This is a genomic window from Methanohalophilus halophilus (genome assembly GCF_001889405.1).
Classification (GTDB): Archaea; Halobacteriota; Methanosarcinia; order Methanosarcinales; family Methanosarcinaceae; genus Methanohalophilus; species Methanohalophilus halophilus.
Genome location: NZ_CP017921.1, coordinates 697,096 through 722,180, shown reverse-complemented (window position 1 = coordinate 722,180; position 25,085 = coordinate 697,096). Strand labels below are relative to the sequence as shown.

Here is a 25,085-nt window from a genome sequence, read left to right as displayed (position 1 = left end):
AATGGAGCATGGGGATAATAATGGACATTCGCATCATGCAATGATGCTGGAAGACTTTAAGAGACGCTTTTTCGTATCTGTAGTTCTTACAATACCGGTTTTATTCCTGTCACCTATAATTCGACAGGGGTTGGAAAGTGCAGGAGTGAGTCTGCCGACAATTGAAGGTGCCTCTTATCTGCTTTTTGCCTTTTCCACACTGATCTTTTTCTATGGTGGCAAACCCTTCCTTACAGGACTGGTAAGTGAACTCAAATCCCGCCAGCCTGGCATGATGACATTGATTGCCGTTGCCATAAGTGTGGCCTATATTTACAGCAGCCTGGTAGTATTCGGGCTGGCAGGCAAGTTCTTTTTCTGGGAACTGGCAACCCTTATCGACATCATGCTCCTGGGCCACTGGATCGAAATGAGATCCGTCATGGGTGCATCCATGGCTCTTGAAGAGCTGGCAAAACTCATGCCCTCAAAAGCCCACCGGATAGGAAAAGATGGTGAGACTGAGGATGTAGCTCTCAAAGATTTGCAAAACGGGGACAGATTACTGGTCAAACCCGGGGAAAAAGTTCCTGCTGATGGCAGGGTGGCAAAAGGACAATCCTCGGTCAATGAAGCAATGCTGTCCGGGGAAACCACGCCGGTATCCAAGGAGAAGGATGATGAGGTAATCGGGGGGTCCATCAACGGGGAAGGCTCCCTGGAGATTATTATAGAAAAAACCGGTTCCGATTCGTTCCTCTCCCAGGTAATTGGACTTGTAAAACAGGCCCAGGAAAGTCGATCCCGTGCACAGGACCTGGCCAACCGGGCTGCCATGTGGCTAACTATCATAGCCTTAAGTGCAGGTGCGATAACACTGTTTGCCTGGAGCAGCGTAGTTGGATATGATTTTGCCTTTTCCCTGGAAAGAGCGGTTACCGTAATGGTAATCACATGTCCCCATGCCCTTGGCCTGGCAATTCCCCTTGTGATTGCAGTATCCTCTGCACTGGCCGCCAACAACGGGCTGCTGATCAAGGACAGGGCTGCCTTTGAAAAAGCATATGAGGTCGATGCGGTAGTTTTTGATAAGACCGGGACCCTGACTGAAGGAAAGTTCGGGGTCACCGACATAATTCCCTTTGAGAATGTATCAGAAGAAGAAATCCTGAAACTGGCTGCTTCAGTAGAAGCTGAATCGGAACATTCCATAGCCCGGGGTATTGTGGAATCGGCAGAGGAAAAATATCCTATTGAGGATTTTAACAGTATCCCCGGCAAGGGCGCCTTTGCTACAGTTAAAGGTAAGCAAATCACAGTTGCAAGTGGATCCTATATAGCTGACCAGGGGTTCGAACCTGACGCAGCTGAAACAGAGGGGTTAACAGCGCAGGGTAAAACTGTTATTTTCGTGGTTGAGGAGGATAGTCTAATAGGTGCCATAGCCCTTGCAGACATTATACGTCCTGAATCAAAACAGGCTATTGCAACGCTGAAGGAAAGAGGCATACGCTGCATGATGCTTACGGGGGATAATGATAATGTAGCCCGCTGGGTAGCGCAAAGCATAGGGCTTGACGAATATTTCGCCGAAGTGCTCCCACAGGAAAAAGAGGGGAAAATCAAGGAAATCCAGGATCGCGGACTGCGTGTAGCAATGACAGGTGATGGTGTGAATGATGCACCTGCCCTGGCCCGTGCAGACCTGGGAGTGGCAATCGGGGCCGGAACGGATGTGGCTGTGGAGACGGCAGATATTGTGCTGGTACGCAGCAATCCCCTTGATATGATAACTGTCCTGGACCTCTCGGCAAAGACCTACGGGAAAATGAAACAGAACCTGTTCTGGGCCACAGGTTACAATGCCATTGCCATCCCCCTTGCTGCAGGGGTGCTGGCGGGACAGGGAATCCTGCTGTCCCCGGCTGTAGGGGCGGTGCTTATGTCCCTGAGTACGGTTATTGTTGCGGTAAATGCAAAATTCCTCTCCCTTGAATGAGACAAAAAGCAATGTCGAAGATTATTTGTACTGCAAACAGTATCTCCCTTGTACCCTTAATTAAAGAGCAGGTGTCATTATGGAAATTAACGGAGTAGAAATCGAAGATACTTTTGCAGAAGCATTCCCGATAAAGATCGGAAGAGTACTGATCACAGCCGTAAACGAAAAATGGGCAAGGGTAGCTGCACAGGAAGCCACAGGTTTTGGTACCTCTGTCATCATGTGTCCCGCAGAAGGCGGTATCGAAAGGGTTGCCAGTCCGGATGAAACCCCTGATGGAAGACCTGGTGTTTACATCCAGCTCTGCACTTTCGGCTACAAGTCCCTGGAAGAGCAGCTCCTGGAAAGACTGGGCCAGTGCGTATTGACCGCTCCCACAACAGCAATGTTCAACGGTCTTCCGGATGCTGAAAAGCAGTTTGACACCGGTTTCAAGCTCAAATTCTTCGCAGACGGTACAGAATCTGAAACAGAAGTAGGTGGCAGGAAGGCCTATAAGATCCCAATGATGGAAGGCGACTTCATCACTGAACACTCCATGGGCGGAGTAAAAGGTATAGCAGGCGGCAATTTCTTCATTTTCGGAGACTGCCAGATGAGTGCCCTCAATGCCGCTGAAGCAGCAGTTGAAGCCATAGAGAAGGTAGAAGGCTCCATTACTCCGTTCCCCGGTGGTATAGTGGCCAGTGGCTCCAAACCAGGTGCCAACAAATACACTTTCCTCAAGGCAACAGCAAACGAAAAATTCTGCCCCTCCATCAGGGACCAGATCGAGGATACCCAGATTCCCGAAGGTGTGGGAGCAGTTTACGAGATCGTTATCAACGGTGTCAGCGAGGAAGCAATTTCCAGCGCAATGTCAGCCGGTATAAAGACATCCGTAAAGGTTCCGGGTGTCAAGAAAATCTCCGCAGGCAATTACGGCGGAAACCTTGGCCCCTACAAATTCAATCTTCATGACCTCGTATAATCCGGGGTCCTCTTTTTTCTTTTTTCGGATTCGGTAATGATGCTTGAAAGTGAACCCTCTGAGCGCATCGATTCGCGTGCATTGAAATCCTGGTTTGTAAGCGGACTTTTAATAGGTATTGTCATCTTTTCAATTCCAGTAGCATACATTTTTCTAGTAAGTCCAGCATGGAATTTGCCACGAAATTGGGGCTGGATAGGTATAGCACTGGTGACAGTATTCACATTATGGTCGGCAGTAATTGCACCCCAACTCAGGATACGTTTCTGGCGCTATGAAATAAGAGAAAATGAAGTAGATATCCAGAACGGTATTTTCATTATCAGAAGAACTCTTATCCCTATGGTCAGGATTCAGCATGTTGATACTGAACATGGTCCTGTTATGAGATTCTTCGGGCTGGCAACATTAAGGATCTCCACAGCTGCTACAGACCATTACATTCCCGCTTTATCAAGGGAAAAAGCTGCAGAGCTCATGGGAGAAATAGCAGCTCTTGCAAGAGTAAGTGATGAAGATGTCTGAATATAAGCGCCAGCATCCTGTCATGATAATCCTGGAGACGCTCAAAAGCATAATATATGCAATACCACCAATATTCTTTTTTGCATTATCACTAAGGGATGAATTGGGTAGTGTGAACATTCCTTTTCTGGCTGCTATCGCTTTGATCGCAATCCTTACCTATTCTACAGCAAAATGGTATCTTTTCACCTATCAGTATGAAAACGGCTACCTGCACATAAGAAAGGGATTGCTGCTTAAAAAAGAGAGATCAATCAAGAGGGAAAGAGTCCAGACGGTTAATGTAATCACAAATTTTATACAAAAATTCCTGGGAATCACAAGTTTACATGTCAAAACAGCCGGCAGTACAGAAGCAGAACTATCCCTCACTGCTGTAACCCTGCAGGAAAGCCAGAACATAAAGACCTATTTAGAAAACCATGCAACAAACAGATCCAGCAAAAATCATACAGAGGAATCAGAAACAGGGGACGCAAAAGCAGATACTGTAAATACATACAATATCCCCCTATGGAACCTGCTACTGGCAGAAGCCACTTCAGGCAGGTTCATGTTACTTTTTTCTCTTATAGCGGCTGCATTATCCCAGCTTTATCCATATATTCCTGAAAGCTATCTACGACTCGTGCTTGAGCGAATCATTCCCCAGACCAGTGTCAATATCAGTCTACTTATGATACTGATATTTGGATTATTGCTGCTTTCATGGATCATATCAACCCTGGTCTTTGCAATCCAATACGCCAATTTCACCCTGCAACGTAAGGAAGATGATATCCGGATATCCTATGGCCTTATTGAACAAAAGGAATACAACCTGAATATGAAACGAATTCAGGCCCTGTCTGTAAAGAATAGTTTGCTGCGACAGCCCTTCCGCCTGTGTTCTATCTATGCAGAGGTTGCCGGGGGAAGCTCTGAAAAACAGGATTATGTGACTACATTGTATCCCCTGCTGCATGTAAGGCAACTGTCTAAATTCATGGACAATATGTTCCCCGAATACACTATTCCTGAAAATATGCATCCTCTGCCATTACGGTCAAGGAAACGCTATATTATACGCTTACTTGTTCCGGCCCTTGTGATTGTTTTATTACTCCAGCTGGTTCCCTACGGGTGGGTCTCCCTTTTGATCCTGCCACCTGTCTTCTTATTGGGGCTTTCCCGCTACAATACAGGAGGAACTGCCATTCTGGAAAAACAATTAACGCTCAGATTCCGGAATATCCACCGCTATCATGTATTCGTATTGAAGGACCATATCCAGACTATGCATATAAGTTCCAACCCTTTCCAGCGCATGAGTGACCTGGACACAATCGGAATTTCCGTATTATCTTCAAGAGGCGGAAACCGGTTTGCAATCGCTGATGTTGACATAGAGGAAAGTGGGAAAATCTGGAACTGGTTTTCCCGCAACTAAGTCACCGATAATTCATTTTAAAGTCCCAGCAGGGATAATCCCGACGAGAGGGAATTGCGTATCAATTCCAGCGGATCCACTCCTGTAACCTGTATCATAACCCAGGCTCCCAGGAAAGTCCCTACCACACTTCCGATATTTGCCAGGGCTGCCACCAGAACAACTTTGAAGAACTTGTTTTGACGTGCCTCTGCAAAGGATTCTGTATCCATCATGGCTTTGAAATCATCGGTTGTAGGACGGCGTTGTTTTGCTTCGACAAGACCTGCAAACCAGCCTGCTGCCATCATGGGATTCAAGGAAGTCAGCCAGGCAACACCAAATGATGTTGCTATAGAATAGGGATGTCCCCCGGCAAGGGTTGCTCCCACGGCACTCAGGGTACCGTTTATGATGAACCACCAGCCAAAGGCAATCAACAGGAGTTCAATGGAAGTCCCTGAAAGGATTATCAACATGAATGTTGCAAGTGCTATGGCCACAATAGCGATACCGAAGACTTTCATCAAACTGAAACGCTTCTTGGGCAGGGTTACCAGCGATGACAGCGGAGGTATGGTCTTGGGGTTGGAAAGATATTTCTCGATACCACTCCTGTGACCCGCACCCACGACAGCCACTATATTCTTGCCGCCACCTGCAGCTGTTCTTGCCAGGCTTCCCGCGATGTAGGCATCCCTTTCATCAATAAGTACTTCTGCAGCATTGGGGGATGTATGACGTAATTCCTCGATCAGGACTGTAACTGTATCCTGCTCGGTGATATTATCTATATCGATCTCATCGCCGCCTCCAATTCCCAGGGCTGCGGCTATCAGGGTTCCTATCATTTTTGTTTTTTCGATCAAACCCATTTTTCCCCAGAAACGCTGGAGAGTTACCTGGATATCACGATCTACAAGGGCAACATCAGCCCCTATTTCCTCTGCTGCTTCAATCGCAGCTAACATTTCAGCACCGGGCTGTACACCCATATCCTTCCCTATCCTTTTCTGGACATGGGCTAGCAGCATATGGACAAGGAAAAAATAGACTTTACCCTCTGCAAGCAGTTCCTTGACAGATATATCCGAGGTTTGGGTCTTACCCTTAAGGGCATCATAGCGGCCCTTGCACAGTTCAACCGCAACGACATCAGGTTGCTGATTGTGAATAGTTTCCTTTACTTCACGGATACTTTTTTCCGAAACGTGGGCCGTGCCCACCAGGCTTATCCTGGAAGGAGCAGGAGCCACATTCTCAGAAGTGGAATCTGTTGAAAAATCATGTTCCCGAACTTCTGAAGAACTGGTGGCGCTTTCATAGTTATAGCTCATGGTGTCCTGTCGGGAATCGGTAATATACGGGTCATTAGCCATTAAAATCCCTGTTTTACTCACTTAGAAGTGTCATTGTATGCATAAGGTCTGTTCTTGAAAGGATACCGATAATCTCTCCATCTTCCATTACCACAAGGCGGCCCACGTTATTATTGTTCAGGACCTTGAAGGCTTCCGATGCATTATCGTCAGGTGAGATAGTAACCACATCCCTTGTCATCACATCGGAAACGAGGGTACTTATCCTATCCACTTGCGCTACCTTATGTACATCCGTAAACGTAACAATGCCTTTTAAAACATTGTGCTGGATTACTGGATAACCCATGTGTTTATGTTCAAACATGAATTGTACGAGTTCTTCCAGGTTCATCTCAGGAGAAACTGAAATAATATCACTGCTCATCACATCCTTTACCTGAACATTTTCAAGGGTACGGGTAACAGCAGTGGAACGTTCCTCACCTGAGGCTCCCATATAAATAAATACCGCAATCAACAAAAGCCAGGGATTCCAGGGATTGGAAAGAATACCCAAAAGTGCCAGCATAAAAGCAAAAAATTTTCCGACATTCGCTGCATTACGGGTTGCCTTTATATAATTCATATGGCGGGCAAAAAATGCACGCAAGATCCTACCCCCATCCATGGGGAAAGCAGGAATCAAGTTGAATACGCCCAGTACAATATTGATGGAAGCAAGAATATATACAAGACGATAAATTATCGTGGTAGAATAACCTGTAACAACCGTATCTATCAGTAAATTTAATCCAAACAGGATACCACCAATCAAAAAACTTACAAATGGTCCTGCAAAAGCCATTTTTGCTTCCTGATCGGGTTCACGGGGCATCTCTTCCATGGAAGATACACCGCCTATCAAAAAAAGGGTGATATTATCTATCTTAACCCCATATTTTTTTGCAAAATAGGAATGACCCAGCTCATGTAAGAGTACACAGGTAAAAAGGAGGATGGTTGTCAAGAGGGACAGGCCGTAACCTAATATGGCAGGCTGGACATCTGCAAATCCAACGGGTTCGGGTACACTTGAAAAAACAAATGCAAAGAGAAACAGTACAATAAGAAAAGTAATATGGATCAATATAGGGATACCCATTACACTACCGATTTTGAAAGAAGTTTTCATAACTGAACCTTTTTAAGTTCCTATTATTTAGTTATTTAGTTTTAGTGATGTGAATCAGTACCTGACAGAATAATACTTTCACACCGCTTGGTTTCAAAATATATACCCCTGGGGACCTATTAGGAAATAGTCACGGATTCGATGGGCACACGCCTTTACAAGTTTCAAGGCTAGGTGCCATCGATCATCCCCTCAACCGTGATACCAAGCACCCTTTTGTTTTTTATTTCAAAGATTGATTTACAAGAGTATCCAGATCCGCAAGAAACATATCTATAATCTCATAATCCAGGTGAGGCATGATAACCAATCTTAATGCCTGCGGATTTCTCGTAAGAGAAACACGCCATCCAAAATCCTCGTACAGCCTGTTTTGGATTTCAACTGGTGACTCTACATCCAGCGCCACGATATTCATCACCGGTTCTATCACCGGCTGGATTCCTATATTCCTGGCTCCTGCAACAAGCCTGTCAGTCATATCCATACATCGTTGTATGATGGCACCATAACCTTTTCTTCCAAGATGGCGCATAACTGCGTAAGTGGATACTACAGCTGCTCCACTACGGGTACCTGTCAGGGAATACTGACTGCTTATAGTAAGATAAGGAGTCTTTACCGCAAGATTGTCAAGATCAAGACTGTGGCGGAAAAGCAATCCTCCTGAAGGAATGGTACTTAAACCCATTTTGTGGGGATCTATTGTGATAGAAGATACACCTGCAATTTCAAAATCAAATTTATATTTAGGTTTGAGAAAAGGCAGTACAAAACCTCCAAAAGCTGCATCTACATGGAAAGGTAAACCATTTTCAATAGCTATCTCAGAAAGCTTTTCAAGAGGATCTACCTGTCCAAATTCGGTAGTACCGGCTATACCCACCAATCCTACGGTATTGTTATCTATCAGGGAATTAACTGCATCAGTATCAACCTGTAAATTGTCAGAAAGAGTCGCTCTGCGTATATCTATACCTGAAAGATCACCAACCTTATCAAACGAAAAATGAGCTGAATCAGGAACAACAATGTTAGGATGTATAATAGATCTATTACGATTACGCATGGCTCTTACAGCCTGGATGTTTGATTCAGTGCCTCCTGTACTGATATAACCACAGGCATCCGGAAGATGTAACATGGCACCCAGCATTTCCATGACCTGTTCTTCCAGTTCAAAGGTTCCCTGAAAAAGACCCGGATCTCCCATATTAGCTTCGATGAAAGTACAATGGGCATGCTATGCTATTTCATGAGGATAGGTGCACATGGAACTCAGAACTTTCCTGTAATCACTATCCCTGTCTTTTTTTTGAGATAATTCCTTTAGGACTGAATCTCTTGCAATTCCATTGGTATACATGCGAATCCTTTTCCTAGAAGAGCTTTTTAATTATAATCGTTTTGAGTTATATTTCATTTTCAGATTTTGTCCAAATTTCAGGAATTAGAGGGGGACCCCATGGTTTCTATTGGAAACATAGTTCAATTTGGAAAAAAGGTATTTTTGTAAAACAAAGTTTTATATATTAAAACCTCTCTACTTACACTGCCATATTTTTTCAACATATTAAAAATATGTATTTCATATTTTTTCCTTATCTCCAGTTGAAACCATAGGGTCTCTCCCCTTTATAAACTTTCCAAGCGAAACAAAGGGGTCTACCTTTGTTTGTCTGAGTGGACATATCGAATATAAATCCAAATCTTTAAACTATTTCAAGGAGTGCAGTTGAAACAAAGGGGTCTTTACCATAACTGTTAAGAATAGATACCTATATTTCCATTAGAGTACTAACAGAGGAAAATTACGTCCTTTTGCATATACCAAATATTGCTAAGAGGAGGTACCCGCTTTGGTTTCACTCTACTAAAAAAAAACGATTAGACGGTATTCATATATTACAAATAGAAGGTGTTTGGATGGATAATGGTTCCCTAGATGGGTTATTTGAAGAGTTATTGGAGACAGAATCCCTTTTTAAGAATAAGGAAGTGTTGAGACCTGCGTATACACCGGAAAATCTTCCTCATCGTAGTAACCAGATAAATAATATTGCTACGGTACTGGTATCAGCTTTGAGGGGACATACACCTTCTAATGTCCTCATTTATGGAAAAACAGGTACAGGTAAAACTGCTGTTGCGAGATATGTGGGTATTGAACTTGAAAGGAAAAGTGATCATCTCAATGTACAATGTAACGTGCTGTACATAAACTGTGAAGTAATAGATACACAGTACAGGTTACTGGCCAATCTTGCAAAACAGTTCGGTGAAGATGTTCCCATGACAGGATGGCCTACAGATCAGGTTTTTTTCCGATTTAAAGAGGCAGTGGATTCCAGCAAACAGGTAATCATAATTATACTTGATGAAATTGATAAATTGATCAAGAAAGGGGATGATGTCCTTTACAATCTTTCCCGGATGAATACGGATCTCAAAAATGCCCGCGTAAGCATGATAGGTATTTCCAATGACCTGAAGTTCACTGAATTTCTGGATCCACGTGTGAAAAGTTCTCTGGGAGAAGAGGAAATTATCTTTCCACCCTATGATGCCGAACAGATAAGTGATATTCTCAGGCAGCGGGCAGCTATTGCCTATAAGGAAAACAGTATGGACGATATGGTAATTCCTCTATGTTCTGCTTTTGCGGCACAGGAACACGGGGATGCACGGCGTGCTCTTGACCTTATGAGGGTTGCCGGGGAAATAGCCGAACGTGAGAAGAAGAACATTATCGAGGAAGAACACGTCAGGCAAGCTCAGGAAAAAATTGAAGTGGATCGTATAGTGGAAGTTATCCGCACTCTTCCTACCCAATCCAAACTTGCGCTTTATAGTGTTATGCTGCTGCGCAATAATGGCCACCGTAATGTTACAACGGGTGAAGTGTATAACGTTTATAGACAGTTATGCCGCAATGTTGATACCGATATCCTGACCCAGAGAAGGGTCACAGATCTCATATCAGAGCTCGATATGCTGGGTATCCTCAATGCTATAGTTGTAAGCAAGGGAAGATATGGTCGTACCAAGGAAATAGTATTGAGTGTGCCTGTGGAAAGCACCAAGAAAGTCTTGCTTGAAGATTATCGCCTCAATATGCTGGCCGATTTCAAACCGGTTCTGACAGCCCAGATGCACCTTTAAACCGGAATTGTTAGATTAAGCAGGTTTAACCTGTCTTTTTTTTTAATTTAGATCAGGACAATAGTAACCTGATATGTCCAATATATGGAATCTTGTAACGGGCAATACCGATGATCCATTCTTCTTTTACAGGAGAAAGATAACTGATCTGGCCCTGCTGGTCATAGTAGCTATTTGTTTTCGTATTATCCCCTTTGGTTATGTAACCTTCATGTGGAGCTTCAGGTCCCCCTTCCCACATTGGTTCGCCTTCTTCAACAAAATACATGGCCCTGTGGATTACCGGGGTAACCCCTTTCTGCCCATAGGGTCGGTATAAGATAACATCTCCCTTTTTTTCAAATGAGATATAATCCGCAGGTGCATCCCGGAGTGTTTCGATCTGTGTCCTGTCAAGATCTTCAATAAAGATTATGTCTCCCCTGTACATGTGGGGTTCCATACTTCCCGACTCCACCGCAACCATTGGAGTCCACATGCCAAAGAATAGCTGGGAAAAGATGGCGATAACTGCAAGAATAGCCAGTACCGATAAACCGTCACGTGCGATTCCCACCCAAAAATTATCGCTATTTCTAAAAGTATGAATTATTTCTCCAATTTCCATGAATATTTCTCCGGATTGGTAAACCAAATTTGTCTGTATCGAGTTTGAACTACTCCACGCTTACGCATGGAGATTCCTACGAGTTGTCATATCATTCATTGGATGTATTTGGGATACATCAAATGTCAATAACCCTGTTTGTCGTAGATTATGAGCAAAATGCTCATAGCCTGTCCAGGTGGCATAATTGGATAGGTAACGTATCATGGATATTGATAGCACTATTTCTATCTCTATCAATAAAGTTACCACAATTACATGTCATATCACGTCTATATAATGGCATATCATGTTGTTTTCCACAAACATAACATGTTTTTGACGTATATCTTTCATCAATTTTAACTACTTGTTTACCTATAAGTTCTGCTTTATAGGTGAGAAATTCGATGAAACGTGATAAATAACCGTTGTTTTGTGTAGAACGATTCAACGTTTTATTTTTTGATTTGCCCATGTTTTTAACGTTGAGTTTGCCTACAATAATTGTATTGGCTTTTGTATTCTCTACCATTGATTTAGATAATTTGTGTTGCCAATCTTTTATCTGATTATTTTTCCTTCTTACCATAGTACGAATAGTTTTGTTTAATCGATGCCATTTTTTACTGTATTTTTTGCAATGATCACGTCTTGATTGAACTGCACTAATTTTAGAATCCCAATATAAATCATATCGTGGATTGTTTATTTCAAAAAATTTCCCTTTATCATTTATCGCAGTAACCGTTTTGGTAATCCCTAAATCAATTGCTTGAAAATGATTATTTTGAACATAAGGTACATTGATTTCAGGTTCATACGTAATAGTGACAAAGAAATCTCCATTACCCTTTTTATCTTCATTGAAGATTTCAATTTGTTTAATTTTCAAACTTGAAATATCATGTTCAATATCAATTATCAAATCTTCATTATTCATTTTATGTGAAAATCTAATTGTATTTCCAAATACTTTGAAACCACTCTGATTATATGTTATTGTAAAAAAGTATTTACGACTTCTAAATCGTGGAGTTCTTGCTTTTTTGTCACCATTTTTGTGAAGTCCAAAAAATGATTTGTAATTGGCATCTAATTTACGCAAAACCATCTGACATGTTTTAGAATAAAGAATATTTATATCAGGATTTCCTTCTTTAATTTGTGGTAAATTATTCTGTTGTTTTGTATATGAAATGGATTTTTTATCATTTTTCCATGTGTCTTTTCTTTCAGATAATGCAATATTATAAAGAGATGTACATGCGTTGGATAACTCCCAAAGCATATTCTTTTGTAATTCAGTTGGATGAATTTTGTATTTCTTTGTTAATTGCATTATTTCCCCTGATTATCAACATATCTTTTCAAAACATCCAGTGTAACCTGTCCGGTTGTAGCCAAAAAATATGACCTTGACCAAAAAGCATCTTTCCCCAACTTCTCTTTTACTTCTGGAAAATTCCTTCTAATTTCTCTTGATGAAATTGTTTTGATTGCATTGATATATTTAGGTATATCCAATGTTTGTTTTGCTTTAAATATCATGTGAAAATGGTCGTTATCACATTCGATATTAGAACTTCCACTTCAAAGTTTTGTACTTATATTATATACTGTTTTTTTCAAACAATCAACTACAAGAGGATTCACCAAAGCATCTCTTCTATATTTTACACATTGCACAAAATGGTATTGCAGTGAATAAACAGAATGACTACCTGTATCCAGTTTATAGTTCATAGTTACAAATATATAAATGTAAATAATTTATGCAATTATATTATAGCACGGCTTTCATCCCCACCTTACGGAGGGAGACTTCTCGCCTGTTGAGTTAAACTTATTGGTTTATTCTTGATAAAAGAATGTTTACCAAAGTATTGTTATACAGGAAAATTCTTGTAACTACATTATCAATATAGAGGTCTGTAATGCAAGAAATGTCTCTTCTTTCCGATTTGCTTGAAGCAGGCTACCAGGTAAGTCCTCAGGCAGCCGAGCTTATAACTTCTCACAACAATCCCCGTGCCCTTATAAATCACATACTGGGAAATGTGGATGATTCGGTATTTGTGATAGACGTTGAGGATATTGATTTCACGGGATTTGAAGAAGTAAAAGAGGCAGAGATTCCATGCAAACAGGAACCTGTTGCAAATACAACTTCTGTAAATCCCATATCCGTGCTTTGTGATATAACCGATTGCTCCACCTGTGTGGGGGAATACATGGAATTTGTACAGTATTTCCGCAACCGTTATAGCAGGCTGAGTGAGATGATAAGGGGCAGGGTCAATGCCAGACCCATGGAAAGTCTGAAAGGTAACAGACGTGTACCCGGGGATGAGATTTCCATAATCGGAATGGTATCCGAAATAAAAAATACATCCAATGGTCATCGTTTAGTACGTTTTGAAGACCCTACGGGTTCCTTCCAGGTCCTTTTCAGTATGAATGATAAGGATATCTATGAGCAATCGAGCAAGCTTGTTCTGGATGATGTGGTGGGGGTCAGTGGCAATCTAACCAATGACGGTAAACTCCTGATAGCCAAAAAACTTGTTTTTCCGGATCTGCCCAATATGGGTTTATCCAAAACCGGTAGCCAGGGGAAGGCCCTTTTCATTTCAGATGTGCATATAGGCAGTAATACCTTCCTGCAGGAGCAATGGGACGATTTCATGACCTTTGTCAAGAGGGAATCGGACAATCCTGAGCTTAACAAAATAGCACAGCAATTACGCTATATTGTGGTTGCCGGTGATATTGTAGATGGGGTGGGTATTTATCCAGGACAGGAAAATGAGCTTACCATACCTGATATTTATGATCAGTATGAGGAAATTGCCCACTATTTCAATCAGATACCTTCTGATATCACAGTAGTTATTGGTCCTGGCAACCACGATGCTGTACGCCAGGCCGAACCCCAGCCCACATTCCCTGAGCGTATCAGGAAAATGTTTGATCCCAGGATTAAATTTGTGGGTAATCCTGCTCTTGTGGATCTGGATGGAGTGCTTGTGCTGATGTACCACGGCCGTTCGATAGACGATTTTGTGGCAAGCATACAGGGAATCTCCTACAGTGAACCTGAAAAAGCAATGCTGGAAATGGTAAAACGTCGACATCTCTCCCCTACCTATGGCAGCAGGGTCTCTATAGCTCCGGAAAAAACTGATCATTTTGTAATAGATCATATACCCGATATACTGCATTGTGGCCATGTTCATACCGTAGGGGTGCAGCAGTACAGGGGCACCCTGCTAATCAATTCAGGAACCTGGCAGGACCAGACTGAATTCCAGAAACGGGTGAATGTGGTACCCGAACCTGCAAGGGTTCCGGTGGTTGATCTTGCCACTTTCCAGCCGACCATGCTGCAGTTTTGAACGTGCATTTTATATAATGCCAGTTAAGAGTTAGTCCGGATGGCTTCAGATTTATTACCTGATATTGGTACATTAATTAAAAAGCAGGGATACAGGCTTGCAGGGTCCCATTCAGCTGTCAAGACATGTCTGTGGATGAGAAGGGCTGTGCGTGAAGAAGGAGAATGTTATAAAGCCCGCTTTTATGGAATTTCTTCCCACAGATGTTTACAGATGACGCCGACACTGTGCTGTAATCAGCGTTGCCTGCACTGCTGGAGGCCGGTTGAGCTTGATGTTCCAATTCCTTCAGAATGGGATTCTCCAGTGGAAATAATGGGGTCTTCAATAGAGTGTCAGCGCAATTTGATTTCGGGTTTTGGAGGTTCGGCCTCAAGAGAATTGTGGCAACAGGCCAATGAACCCGCACATGTGGCTATCTCCCTATCCGGTGAACCTACCCTTTATCCTTATCTAGATGAACTGGTCGAAGAATTTCGAAGTAGAGGCGTAAGTACCTTTGTGGTAACCAACGGTACAGTTCCTGAAATGATCAAAAGCATTAAGCCTTCCCAGCTCTACATGAGCCTGGATGCCCCTGACAGACAGACCTACATGGAGGTTTGTTCTCCAAAGGACCCATGTTTATGGGATAACATAAACGAATCCCTCAGTATCCTTAAAGATAAAGAATGCAGGACTGCTATCCGTATTACTCTAATCAAGGGTGTGAATATGTTTGATGTGAAAGGTTATGCGGACCATATCAGAAAGGCACAGCCTGATATTATTGAGGTCAAAGCCTATATGCACCTGGGTTTTTCCAGAAACCGGCTTGGAAGGGATGCCATGCCAGGCCATGAAGAAGTCCTTGATTTTGCAAATCAGCTTGGCTGTGAATTAGGTTATGAAGTTGCCGACCAGGTTGAAATAAGTCGTGTTGTCATGCTTTGTCGTGACGAAAGTGTTGCCGCTTCTAAACTTCCCGTTTGACGCACTGTCATAACTTATATTTATAGCAATGGCTTATATTGTAAGCCTAGAGCATAGCGAATATCCCGACATTTTGATTAATTTTTGATTATGGAGTATCCTTACAATGGCTGAACAATCTGCTCATGAAAAATATGAATTCAAGAAAAAACTTGAATCCCTCCGAAACAAAAAAGGAAGGGGTACTGAACTCATATCCCTCTACATACCGCCTGACAAACAGCTGTCCGATGTGACCACACAGCTTAAGACTGAACACAGCCAGGCTTCTAACATAAAATCCAAGGCCACAAAGACCAATGTACAGTCTGCAATTGATTCCCTGCTTTCCCGTCTTAAATATCTCGAGATTCCGGAAAACGGTATCGTCTATTTTACCGGAGCTGTGGATGTAGGTGCGGACAAAACGAATATGGAAACCACTATCATAAAGCCTCCACAACCTCTTACCATCTACAAGTATCATTGTGATTCTGCCTTTTTCCTCGAACCGCTGGAAGGGATGCTCAAGGAGGCCAAGACCTATGGTTTGCTTGTGCTTGACAGAAGGGAAGCCACAATTGGTTTACTTACAGGTAAACATATAGAATCCTATCGTAAACTTACCTCAACAGTGCCGGGTAAACAGAGAAAAGGTGGTCAGAGTGCTCAGCGTTTCCAGCAGCTGAGGCTTATAGCGATACATGAGTTCTACAAGCGTATAGGAGATGCAGCCAGTGAGATCTTCATGACGGTTGATATGAAGGATTTCGAGGGAATATTGCTGGGCGGGCCTTCCCCGACCAAGGAAGAATTCCAATCAGGAGAATTTCTGCATCATGAGCTGCAAAGGAAAATACTGGGTCTTTTTGATGTGGCCTACACCGATGAGTCGGGCCTGCAGGAGCTTGTCAATGCCGCAAGTGACCGGCTGCAGGACTTGGACCTGATGGTGGAAAAAAACCTGATGCAAAAGTTTTTCAAGGAACTGGTATCCGATTCCGGAAAGGCTGCCTATGGTGAGGAAGTAGTGCGTCAGAACCTGATGATAGGGGCCGTGGAGATACTGTTGATATCCGAGGACCTGAGGTCGGAAAGAATTAAGGTCAGATGTACCACCGGGGATTATGAAGATAATATAACCCGGGAAAATCAACCGGACCAGGAAAATGTAGATGACTTTGGCAACTGTCCTAAATGTGGGTCTTCCCTGGAAGTTGTTGAAAGGGTAGATATTGTGGATGAACTCTCGGAACTGAGCGATCAGATGGGAAGTGATGTGGCTTTCATATCAACTGATTTTGAGGAAGGTGGCCAGCTTCTCAATGCTTTTGGCGGTATTGTTGCAATTTTGCGGTATAATACAGGTATGTAAGGTGATCATTTGTATCTTGAATTTGTAAACCAGGTAGTATCGGTACTGGAAAATGCCGTACAAAGAGCAGGTTTTGAACCAGTAGAGATAGCCCCCGAACCTTCCCAGCACGCAGACCTCTCTTCAAAGGTCGCTTTCAAACTGGCTGCAGTTGCCGGGAAAAGCCCGGTGGAAGTAGCAAACCAGATCGTGGAAAATATCCAGCTTCGGGAAAATTGTCTGATCGAAAGTATTGGGACTACCGGCCCCTACATCAATATCAAGGCCAGTAGGACCTATATTGACCGTACCTTTGAGACTGTCAGGAGCAAAAAGGAAGATTTTGGAGGGAATTTTTATTCAGGAAAAATATTGCTGGAACACACTTCTGCCAACCCCAATGGTCCCCTGCATGTGGGCCACATACGCAATTCCATAATAGGTGACACCCTGACCAGGATTCTGAGAAAAACCGGGTATGATGTGGATGCTCAGTATTACGTTAACGATATGGGCAGGCAGATTGCCATCGTTTCCTGGGCCCTGGAACATTTCGAAATGGATCCTGAACTCAAATCGGATCATGCTATTGCCAATGTATATATCAAGGCCAATGCCCGGCTTGAAGATGATCCCCAGAAGGTTGAACACATCGATAATTTGATGCAGCGGGTGGAATCCGGGGATGAGGAGGTCATAAAACGGTTTGATGATGCCGTGGATCTTGCTGTAAAAGGAATTCGCAGTACCCTACTTCGTATGAATGTCCATCATGATTCTTTTGTTAATGAATCCGGTTTTGTCCGGTCGGGGGAAGTGTCGGAGATCGTGGATAAAATCCGAAAAACCGGCCGCACAGATGTGGATGATGGAGCCCTTGTGGTGGATCTTTCAGATTACGGATTTGAAAAAACCCTTGTTGTGCAGCGCAGTGATGGTACTTCCCTTTATACTACAAGGGATCTTGCCTATCATGAATGGAAAGCCATGCAGGCAGATCGGATAATTGATATTCTGGGGGCGGATCATAAACTTATTTCCGGCCAGCTCAAAGCCACTCTCAATGCTGTTGGCTTAAAGGAACCTGACATTGTAATTTTTGAATTCGTATCCCTGCCCGAGGGTTCCATGAGTACCCGAAGAGGTCAGTTCATCACCGCTGATGAGCTACTGGACAAGGTTCAAGCAAGAGCCTTCGAGGAAGTTGAAAAACGCCGCCCTGACATGCCACCCGAATTTATGGAAGAGGTGGCCAGTATGGTCGGTATCGGTGCTGTCAGATATGATATAATCAAAGTTTCTCCGGAAAAATCCACGGTGTTTGACTGGAAAGCAGCCCTTGATTTTGAAAAACAGGGTGGGCCCTTTATACAATATTCTCATGCTCGCGCAAGCAGTATCCTCAAAAAGGCTGGTGAGGAAGGAATATGGGACCCTGCGTCAAAACCCAATGCCTCAGTACTGGTCGATGAGTCCGAGATTGCCCTGATAAAACAAATTGCCTTGTTTGATAAAGTATTGAAACAGGCTGCAGACGATCTCAAACCTCACATAATCGCTATCTATGGCAGGGAACTGGCGGATGCCTTCAACCAGTTCTACCGGTTCTCCCCGGTGCTGGGTGCCGAAACTGAAGAACTCAGGAATGCCAGATTGGGGCTTGTGGACTGTGCCCGGCTAGTGCTGGCCAATGTGCTTGAGACCCTGGGTATGGGTGCTCCAGAATCAATGTGACACCCATGTTTCCCCTCGAACATCTGGTACTGGCCTATATTGGCCTTGCCAGTATTTTTTCTTTTGTCATAATGGGGATTGATAAGAGAAAAGCTGTAAAGGGAGCCTACCGCCTATCAGAGAACTTCCTTTTCACCTGTGCCTTTGCAGGTGGCAGCGTGGGTATCCTGGCAGGCATGTATATTTTCAGGCATAAGGTTCGTCGGTGGAAGTTCAAATTGGGTATTCCTGCCATCCTTATCCTGGAGATATATCTGTATGTGAAATTTATTTAATTCCAAAATTATTTGACAAAAACATTCTGATATTTATCCCTTGCCTGTTCCATAGCCCTGATGTTCACAACCGGGGTTTCAGGTGCAAGACCGCAGCCAGGAGCCAGTATATCCACTCCCTCCTCCAGGCATTTCAATGCTTCCTCCTCAACCTCTTCTGGTGTGCTGTAAAGCAGGGTATTTGTCGTTGATATGTTCCCTATAAGGATGGTTCTTGAGCCGATCTGGGATTTTGCTTCAGCTACACTGACACTTTCCTCAATACTGATTCCTTCAAAACCACAGTTTGCCAGTGAGGAGAGGATGGATGTCGTATTACCGCACATATGTATAACAACCGGTCCTTCAATGGAATGAGTAAGATACTGGTATGAAGGTTTGATAAGGGTCTCGAATAACAGGCAATCGAGCGTTTCCGGTCCGGCAACCGTATCATCCAGGCAGATTACATCGGCTCCGGCTTCAAAAAGTAATTTTGCATACCCTTCACAAATGCAGGTTGCTTCCCTGATATACATCTTGAAGGTTTCAGGCTTGAAAAGGGCCCATTTCAGGTAATCCTGTGCTCCTATAAGATGGTAGACCAATGTAGCCGGTCCTTCCATTCCTGCGATCAGCGGTACATTTGGTGCAAGGTTTTTCAACCTGCGTGTGGTTTCCAGTACCACCGGTACCCTTGCCCTGTCATAAAGATCTGCAGGAATATCGGGTTTTTCCACTTTTTCGGCAAAGGGATGGGACATCACTTCAGGAGGTCTGTTTATGGTTCCCAGGTCAACTTCACATCCGAGCGCTTCTGCAAGGACTGTCAGGCAAAAGGGGTAGCGTATTGCTTCCAGTCCCCCTACGGTATGTGCTGCCAGGGAGAGTTCCGCCATCTGAAATGCGCTGGAATGTGCCTGTGGCCAGAACGCTCCGGTAGTTTCCATCAGACCGTTTGTGGCTGTTTGGGTCACCGATAGTACAGGAATTATCCCGTCCTCTTTTCCGTCAAGAACCTTGAGTAAATTTTCTCTAAGTCCAGATTGCATTTTTCTTCCCATTCTCCTACCATTAAATATTGCGCAATTGTTATTAATGAAGCTTGCTCATTGGAAAGCATGACTGAACTGATTTTCGATGATATCGGCAGTTTCCCTCTTCAAGGAGGAATAAGTGCAGAGTGGTTAAGAGAAGCAATACCCGCACATGAACCTGCGGCTTTTGATGTCATCAAATCCACATTCCGGCAAAAATTGGATGCCGGTGTGGACGTTGCAACCTATCCTCAATTTCAGGATATGAATAAGCAGTTCCTTTCAATCCTTAATAATCCTGAATGCATAGAGGGTCCCTTTGACGTAAAGGAAAGTTGTGCGAAGATTATTGAACTTGAAGCAATTGAAAAAGCTGCAGAAGAGTATCAAACGGAAACCGGTACAAAACCCGATGTCCGTGTTTGTGTGACAGGGCCACTGGAATTATACTTACAGGAATTCGGTGGAACTTCCTATGATGATATACTGGAACTTTTTGGACAAAGCATTGATAAATTCGTAACCAATGCCATTGATGACGCAACCAATTTCAATGTACATACCGTATCCATCGATGAGCCCAGTATTGGTATCAACCCTCAGGTTATGTTTGATGATGATGAAATTATAAATGCACTGGAAAAAGCCTCTGCAACCGCTTCCCGCAAGGGAGTGGACGTAGAGATCCACCTGCATTCCCCGCTGTACTACGAGCTTCCCTGTCGTACATCAGGTATCAATGTAATTGGTGTGGAATCAGCAGCCAGTCCCACCTATCTGGAACTTATTGATAAAAAGGTGCTCGAGGAAACAGATTCTTTCCTCAGGGCCGGTGTGGCACGAACGGATATTTTCAATCTTGTAGCAATTCTCAATGAAAAATATTCAACCAATGCCTGGCAGAAGCCTGAAATGCTCCAGGAACTGGTAACTGACATGGAAACTCCCTCTACCATCCTCAAGCGTCTAGAACATGCTTATGGAATATTCGGGGATCGGATCAAATATGTCGGGCCGGATTGTGGTCTGGGTTCCTGGCCGACCCCGGAAATAGCTTCCACCCTGCTTGGTAATGTAGCAGAGGCTCTTGATACTTTCAGGAATTGAGCAATGAGGATACAAAGGGTTCCACTAGTGAAAGGGCCCGGGTAATTATGTTGGGTGTAACCTCTGTCTCTATGAAAGCGGTTATCAGAAGCAACAGTACAAACAATAAGTAAATCTTCCAGAATAAGGGAGAAAACAGGATTGTTCCTGTATTCCTTTCTTCTGTTGCTATATCCGCCTCTAGGTCTGCTATATTATCGGAAACGAAAAGATTTTTGTCCCTTATAAGCCGGCAGTTGGAGTCTGCAATTACATACCCGATGGAAGTACTGGCAAGGATGACTGGAATTTCTATTATCCCGTGGGGCAGGATTGCGGATATGAAAAAAGTGATGTTATAGACAACTCCAGCCACAATTCCATTGATTCCGGCTAGCTGGTAACCCGAAAAAGCCCCGTTGAATAAGTGGAGAGCAAAAAGCATTCCCAGAATGGCCCCGTTGGCGGCTGCTACAAGCAGGGGAACTGAAAATGGGACTATTGCTGTAAGTAGCTGGAAATGATACCTGCTGTAGCCTGTATAATTCCATACTGAATTTTCTGCTTTTTGGGTATTAATGGACTGGAATCCAAAAAAACGTTCAGCAGGCCACTCCAGTACCCTGTAGATCGAATAGAGTACTTTTTCCATTGCAATGGAGATTTTTGCATAATTGTGATGATGCCTGCGGGATGTGATATCTTTCAACAGGAAGCGGTTGAAATAGACAAAAACCGCAGTCCCTGCCGAAGCGGTAAGGGCAGCGAGGCTGTTAAACAGGAAGATCGACCAGGTAATTCCCACGTATCCTGCGCCCCGCTGGACTTTTGAAGTTGCAGCGGATGTGGCCCTATCAATGGTCTCATTTATAGTTACAGGTTCTGCTAGGGCCGTCATAATTGCATAAGCTGCCAGTGCCAGTAAAGCTGTTAAGATGGCTGAATAGGTAAATATTTTCAGACACCACAGAAAAGCAGGCCATTTTATCAGGATATTTGGTTTGAATGACATGTTGCGACCATTTTTGGTGATGTTAACTATAACTTTAATATACCTCTAAAGTATAATATTAATTTAGTTTAATATAACTTGATGTATGCATTGAATACCTAGAAGTTTTTGCATATATTATTTGAGGGTATTGATGAAGGCAGAGACTGGAATTGAAGGGCTTGACGAACTGATAGGAGGAGGTTTGCCACAGGGGAGGGTCTATCTATTGAATGGTTCCCCGGGTAGTGGTAAAAGTACCTTTGGTATGCAGTACCTGACACATGGGGCGTCTTTCGGGGCTGCAGGTCTCTATGTCACATTGATGCAGAATTCCGAGCATCTTGTAGCTGATATTTCTACTTACTCTCTCAACCTGCCGGCCCTGATGAAAATGAAAAAAATATTCTTTGCAGATCTGGGTCCGGAGATGGAATATGGGTACATGGATGAATTAAAGCAAGTCATAACTCCAAAATCCGACATGAATCCCTATCCTGTGGAAGGAGAACCTCCCTCTGCTTCAATTGTTTTCAAGGAAATAGCTGCATATGTAGAGGCCAATGATATCAAAAGGGTTGTCGTGGATCCTCTCTCATCCATACATTTTTCCAACCAAGACGAATGTCTGGAAAAAATGGAAATGGCACGATTTGTGCGCAATCTACAGGCACTGGGTTGCACGACTCTTCTTATAGATGACCATCCCGCTCCTTTAAGTGTATCTTCAGAGCATTTCGCTGCCGATGGTGTGATATTGTTCCATAATCCGGCTTCAGATGATGAAGATCGCTCTCTTCAGATCATAAAAATGAGAGGTGTGCCCCATCCCATATCCAGACAGGCTTTCCGGTTCGGGGAAAAAGGCATTGAGGTACTCGGCAGAAGATAATTATTCCTTAACAAAACCATAACCTGTAAATCGCTGTTTTGCATCCAGGTTCGTGATTATGAATCTATCCTGCTGCCTGTAGGCTATTTCGTGGGAGCCGTCTAAATGAAGTGTGCATTGCTGACTGGCATTTACCTGCTCGGCTTCCTTTCCATCAATCTCGATCTTCTCAATACGCATTGGCGATGACTGCAAGCCTGTAAAAATATGGGGTACATCGGATATCTTGAGAGGAGAAGCAAAAGAGGAAAGGGTGCATTCAAGCACAAGAGATTCAGCAACCTCTTCCTTTTCAGAAATAATGAAACCCCTTTCAATATCCTTTGACTGGACACCTTTAAGGGCAAGGCCGACCCTGGCGCCTGCAGGAGCACTTTTTACATCTTCATCATGCATCTGGATAGACCTGACCTCCAGAGGCTTGTCTGCAGGGTAGGCTGTCAGTTTATCCTTTGCATCCACTGTACCCTGTTCCACAATTCCCAGTACCACACAGCCAATTCCCGTGACATTGAAGGACTGGTCAACAGTTATACGGACTGGTTTATCGTTGAGTTCTTCATATTCAGAATTGACCTGTTTGTCAAGCTCAAAGATCTTTTCTTTGATCTCATCCAGTCCTTCGAAGGACTGGGTGGAGAGGTTTACAAATTCCCAGTTTGCCAGGGTAGTTGGAGAAAGGATTTTCTGCAAGTTTTTCTGTAGTTCTTCTTGGGCGTAAGGATATGAGGTATCCGCTTTGGTGAGCACGACAATCCCGTGTTTGTACTGCATGAGGTCCAGGGCCATTATACATTCCCCGGCAAAGGCATCAGGGCCTTCTGGTGGAATACAGAGCATGGCTATGTCGGAAAGTTGCAGGGCAGTGACAAGGGGTTTGACGGATTTGGGGTAACCGTTGGCATCGATGGTTGTCATCACCACATCGTTTTTGGCATAATCATACATGGTGATATCTGCAGCTGTGCCTTTTTTACCCAGTTTTGCCGCCAGGGAAGTCCTGCCACTTCCCTCACTTCCGATAATTGCGATTTTAGTCATTGTTACACCTATGCACTAACAAGTGTTTGGTGCATAAATGTGTTACTTTACCAGAGGTTGCCTTCCCACATTGATTCGGTCTTGTCGGTGGTACTCTGGTTGAGTTTTTGGAGGTTAACCATAATTTCTCCGCCTGAATATCCCAGCCGGTCAAAAGTAGCATCTATTCCAAGCCGGCGGAAATATTCCTCAAATTCCTGCAGGGTTTGTGGACTCTCAAACCGCAGGGTGATCTCATCATAGAGTTTTTCACCGTTGCCAACCCTTCGGACAGAATCGGCCATAGGAGAGATGATGCTTCTGCCAAGCCTTAAGCATCGTTTATCCATTGTATCTTCGTCTTCATCCCATTCCACGGTCTGGAAACCTTCCCTGACTACCCTGGAATACAGGTAATCCCGTCCCACCTCGTTGTAGAACTTGAAAGCATGTTCAAGGTCGGCGCAATTACTCTGAGAACATGTGTATTTGATAGGTGCCAGGTCCATATCCAAATCCTTGATGACCACCCCTTCATGTTTCATTTCCCCCAGTTTTTTTATAATTTGCATAATCTTTTCAGCAGCCTCTTTCCTTGCAAACTCTCCCAGGAAAGGAACCTGCTTAAAACCAAAGGTGTTGGCCAGTTTTCTTCTTTGTTTGACCTGCAGGGGTTGTCCAGTCTTTTTATGGCGTATATCGAAGACGAAAAAATCCAGTGTCTGTGTATCGTAGACTTTTTTGGAGACATAAGGGTTCTCGGGGCCTGCCATTTCCCCGTGCACTACCAGGTCAGGATATTGTCTGAAAAAGGAGGGGTCTAAAAGATAATTGACTTTTTCTGTGGAATAGGGACAGATATGCCCGCTGCGGGTGAAAGCGATAAGTTTCCCTGCGTTTTCAATTACACGGACATTATAGCCGTTCATCTTTTCTTCGACTATGAGTTTATCAATTTCTGAAAAATGGTTATTTATAGAAGGCTCAAGCAGCATTGCACGCTGTATTTTTGGGAAACCCAGGATTAAATCCAGTTTTCCATCGCGCTTTTGCAGGAGCACACTTCCTCTTTCTATACCTGAGACAGAAGTTTCGAACCTGAAAAAATTCGTGTACTTTCCCCAGTTTCTTGATAGGAGTCTTTTTTCAAACAGCCTTTCCAGTCTGGAGACTGACAGCCCTAAAAAACGGGCTGTCTTTTCCATATCAAGTTCCGGTTTCTCCGAACCTTTCATTCTTTACC

21 protein-coding genes and 2 pseudogenes are annotated in these 25,085 nt (G+C 43.6%); 12 read left to right on the top strand and 11 right to left on the bottom strand.

Translation table 11 applies throughout. The features are described from left to right. Position 1: 1 nt before the first annotated feature. The gene (locus BHR79_RS03570) at positions 2-1,978 is read left to right on the top strand and encodes a copper-translocating P-type ATPase (RefSeq protein ID WP_072561096.1); all 1,977 of its coding nucleotides are present in this window, start codon (positions 2-4) and stop codon (positions 1,976-1,978) included. Between the two features lie 79 nt (positions 1,979-2,057). Then, positions 2,058-2,951, top strand: coding sequence for a formylmethanofuran--tetrahydromethanopterin N-formyltransferase (fhcD, locus tag BHR79_RS03565; RefSeq protein WP_072561095.1), 894 nt, complete (start codon positions 2,058-2,060; stop codon positions 2,949-2,951). On the opposite strand, the gene BHR79_RS10715 is transcribed toward fhcD, so the two are convergent. Then, a complete protein-coding gene (locus BHR79_RS10715; protein WP_244888357.1) occupies positions 2,936-3,076 on the bottom strand; it encodes a hypothetical protein in 141 nt (46 codons plus the stop codon). The two genes, fhcD and BHR79_RS10715, sit on opposite strands and share 16 nt — an antisense overlap. 49 nt (positions 3,077-3,125) lie before the next feature. Here BHR79_RS10715 and BHR79_RS03560 point away from each other — a divergent pair, with 49 nt between their 5' ends. Continuing rightward, positions 3,126-3,476 (top strand): PH domain-containing protein, encoded by a 351-nt coding sequence (locus tag BHR79_RS03560; RefSeq protein ID WP_244888356.1) that lies wholly within the window; start codon positions 3,126-3,128, stop codon positions 3,474-3,476. Continuing rightward, positions 3,469-4,905, top strand: coding sequence for a PH domain-containing protein (locus BHR79_RS03555; protein ID WP_234970384.1), 1,437 nt, complete (start codon positions 3,469-3,471; stop codon positions 4,903-4,905). The genes BHR79_RS03560 and BHR79_RS03555 overlap by 8 nt, the downstream gene beginning before the upstream one ends. 17 nt (positions 4,906-4,922) lie before the next feature. Here BHR79_RS03555 and BHR79_RS03550 read toward each other — a convergent pair whose 3' ends face one another. From BHR79_RS03550 to mfnA, 3 genes and pseudogenes are all read right to left on the bottom strand, one after another. After that, positions 4,923-6,263: a TraB/GumN family protein gene (locus BHR79_RS03550; protein ID WP_072561093.1), complete on the bottom strand. Its 1,341-nt coding sequence runs from the start codon at positions 6,261-6,263 to the stop codon at positions 4,923-4,925. A gap of 13 nt (positions 6,264-6,276) precedes the next feature. Then, on the bottom strand, positions 6,277-7,377 hold the full coding sequence (locus tag BHR79_RS03545; protein WP_072561092.1) for a CBS domain-containing protein: 1,101 nt from the start codon (positions 7,375-7,377) through the stop codon (positions 6,277-6,279). A gap of 223 nt (positions 7,378-7,600) precedes the next feature. Next, a pseudogene (gene mfnA, locus BHR79_RS03540) lies at positions 7,601-8,605 on the bottom strand (tyrosine decarboxylase MfnA); the annotation flags it as partial. A 698-nt stretch (positions 8,606-9,303) separates the two neighbouring features. On the opposite strand from mfnA, the gene BHR79_RS03535 reads away from it, so the two are divergent. After that, entirely contained in the window at positions 9,304-10,539 is a 1,236-nt protein-coding gene (locus BHR79_RS03535) for an ORC1-type DNA replication protein (RefSeq protein WP_072561091.1), read from the top strand. Between the two features lie 52 nt (positions 10,540-10,591). On the opposite strand, the gene BHR79_RS03530 is transcribed toward BHR79_RS03535, so the two are convergent. From BHR79_RS03530 to tnpA, 3 genes and pseudogenes are all read right to left on the bottom strand, one after another. Beyond that, on the bottom strand, positions 10,592-11,146 hold the full coding sequence (locus BHR79_RS03530; protein WP_072561090.1) for a signal peptidase I: 555 nt from the start codon (positions 11,144-11,146) through the stop codon (positions 10,592-10,594). Positions 11,147-11,309: 163 nt separating this feature from the next. Continuing rightward, complete coding sequence (locus BHR79_RS03525; RefSeq protein ID WP_234970383.1) at positions 11,310-12,467, bottom strand: RNA-guided endonuclease InsQ/TnpB family protein; 1,158 nt, start codon at positions 12,465-12,467, stop codon at positions 11,310-11,312. Next, positions 12,467-12,871, bottom strand: a pseudogene (gene tnpA / locus BHR79_RS10930) (IS200/IS605 family transposase). Before tnpA ends, BHR79_RS03525 begins: the two are co-directional and overlap by 1 nt. Before the next feature lie 191 nt (positions 12,872-13,062). On the opposite strand from tnpA, the gene BHR79_RS03515 reads away from it, so the two are divergent. The 5 genes from BHR79_RS03515 (at position 13,063) to BHR79_RS03495 (ending at position 18,837) form a co-directional block, all read left to right on the top strand. After that, positions 13,063-14,523 carry a DNA-directed DNA polymerase II small subunit gene (locus BHR79_RS03515; RefSeq protein ID WP_072561089.1) on the top strand — a complete coding sequence of 487 codons (1,461 nt, stop codon included), beginning with the start codon at positions 13,063-13,065 and terminating at the stop codon, positions 14,521-14,523. A gap of 39 nt (positions 14,524-14,562) precedes the next feature. Next, positions 14,563-15,495, top strand: coding sequence for a 4-demethylwyosine synthase TYW1 (gene twy1, locus BHR79_RS03510; protein WP_072561088.1), 933 nt, complete (start codon positions 14,563-14,565; stop codon positions 15,493-15,495). Positions 15,496-15,601: 106 nt separating this feature from the next. Beyond that, positions 15,602-16,849 (top strand): peptide chain release factor aRF-1, encoded by a 1,248-nt coding sequence (prf1, locus tag BHR79_RS03505; RefSeq protein ID WP_072561087.1) that lies wholly within the window; start codon positions 15,602-15,604, stop codon positions 16,847-16,849. 9 nt (positions 16,850-16,858) lie between these two features. Beyond that, a complete protein-coding gene (gene argS / locus BHR79_RS03500; RefSeq protein ID WP_072561086.1) occupies positions 16,859-18,562 on the top strand; it encodes an arginine--tRNA ligase in 1,704 nt (567 codons plus the stop codon). A 5-nt stretch (positions 18,563-18,567) separates the two neighbouring features. Continuing rightward, on the top strand, positions 18,568-18,837 hold the full coding sequence (locus BHR79_RS03495; protein ID WP_072561085.1) for a DUF1294 domain-containing protein: 270 nt from the start codon (positions 18,568-18,570) through the stop codon (positions 18,835-18,837). 8 nt (positions 18,838-18,845) lie between these two features. Here the strand turns inward: BHR79_RS03495 and mtaA are convergent, their stop codons facing one another. Further along, positions 18,846-19,868 carry a methylcobamide:CoM methyltransferase MtaA gene (mtaA, locus tag BHR79_RS03490; RefSeq protein WP_072562282.1) on the bottom strand — a complete coding sequence of 341 codons (1,023 nt, stop codon included), beginning with the start codon at positions 19,866-19,868 and terminating at the stop codon, positions 18,846-18,848. Between the two features lie 69 nt (positions 19,869-19,937). Between mtaA and BHR79_RS03485 the strand changes: the two genes are divergently transcribed. Further along, complete coding sequence (locus tag BHR79_RS03485) at positions 19,938-20,960, top strand: methionine synthase (protein ID WP_072561084.1); 1,023 nt, start codon at positions 19,938-19,940, stop codon at positions 20,958-20,960. On the opposite strand, the gene BHR79_RS03480 is transcribed toward BHR79_RS03485, so the two are convergent. After that, positions 20,950-21,951 carry a stage II sporulation protein M gene (locus tag BHR79_RS03480; RefSeq protein WP_072561083.1) on the bottom strand — a complete coding sequence of 334 codons (1,002 nt, stop codon included), beginning with the start codon at positions 21,949-21,951 and terminating at the stop codon, positions 20,950-20,952. The genes BHR79_RS03485 and BHR79_RS03480 overlap by 11 nt on opposite strands. Before the next feature lie 133 nt (positions 21,952-22,084). On the opposite strand from BHR79_RS03480, the gene BHR79_RS03475 reads away from it, so the two are divergent. Beyond that, a complete protein-coding gene (locus BHR79_RS03475) occupies positions 22,085-22,822 on the top strand; it encodes an RAD55 family ATPase (protein WP_072561082.1) in 738 nt (245 codons plus the stop codon). Here the strand turns inward: BHR79_RS03475 and BHR79_RS03470 are convergent, their stop codons facing one another. Continuing rightward, entirely contained in the window at positions 22,823-23,863 is a 1,041-nt protein-coding gene (locus BHR79_RS03470) for an EF-Tu/IF-2/RF-3 family GTPase (RefSeq protein ID WP_072561081.1), read from the bottom strand. Positions 23,864-23,910: 47 nt separating this feature from the next. Further along, a complete protein-coding gene (locus BHR79_RS03465; protein ID WP_072561080.1) occupies positions 23,911-25,077 on the bottom strand; it encodes an RNA ligase in 1,167 nt (388 codons plus the stop codon). Positions 25,078-25,085 lie beyond the last annotated feature (8 nt).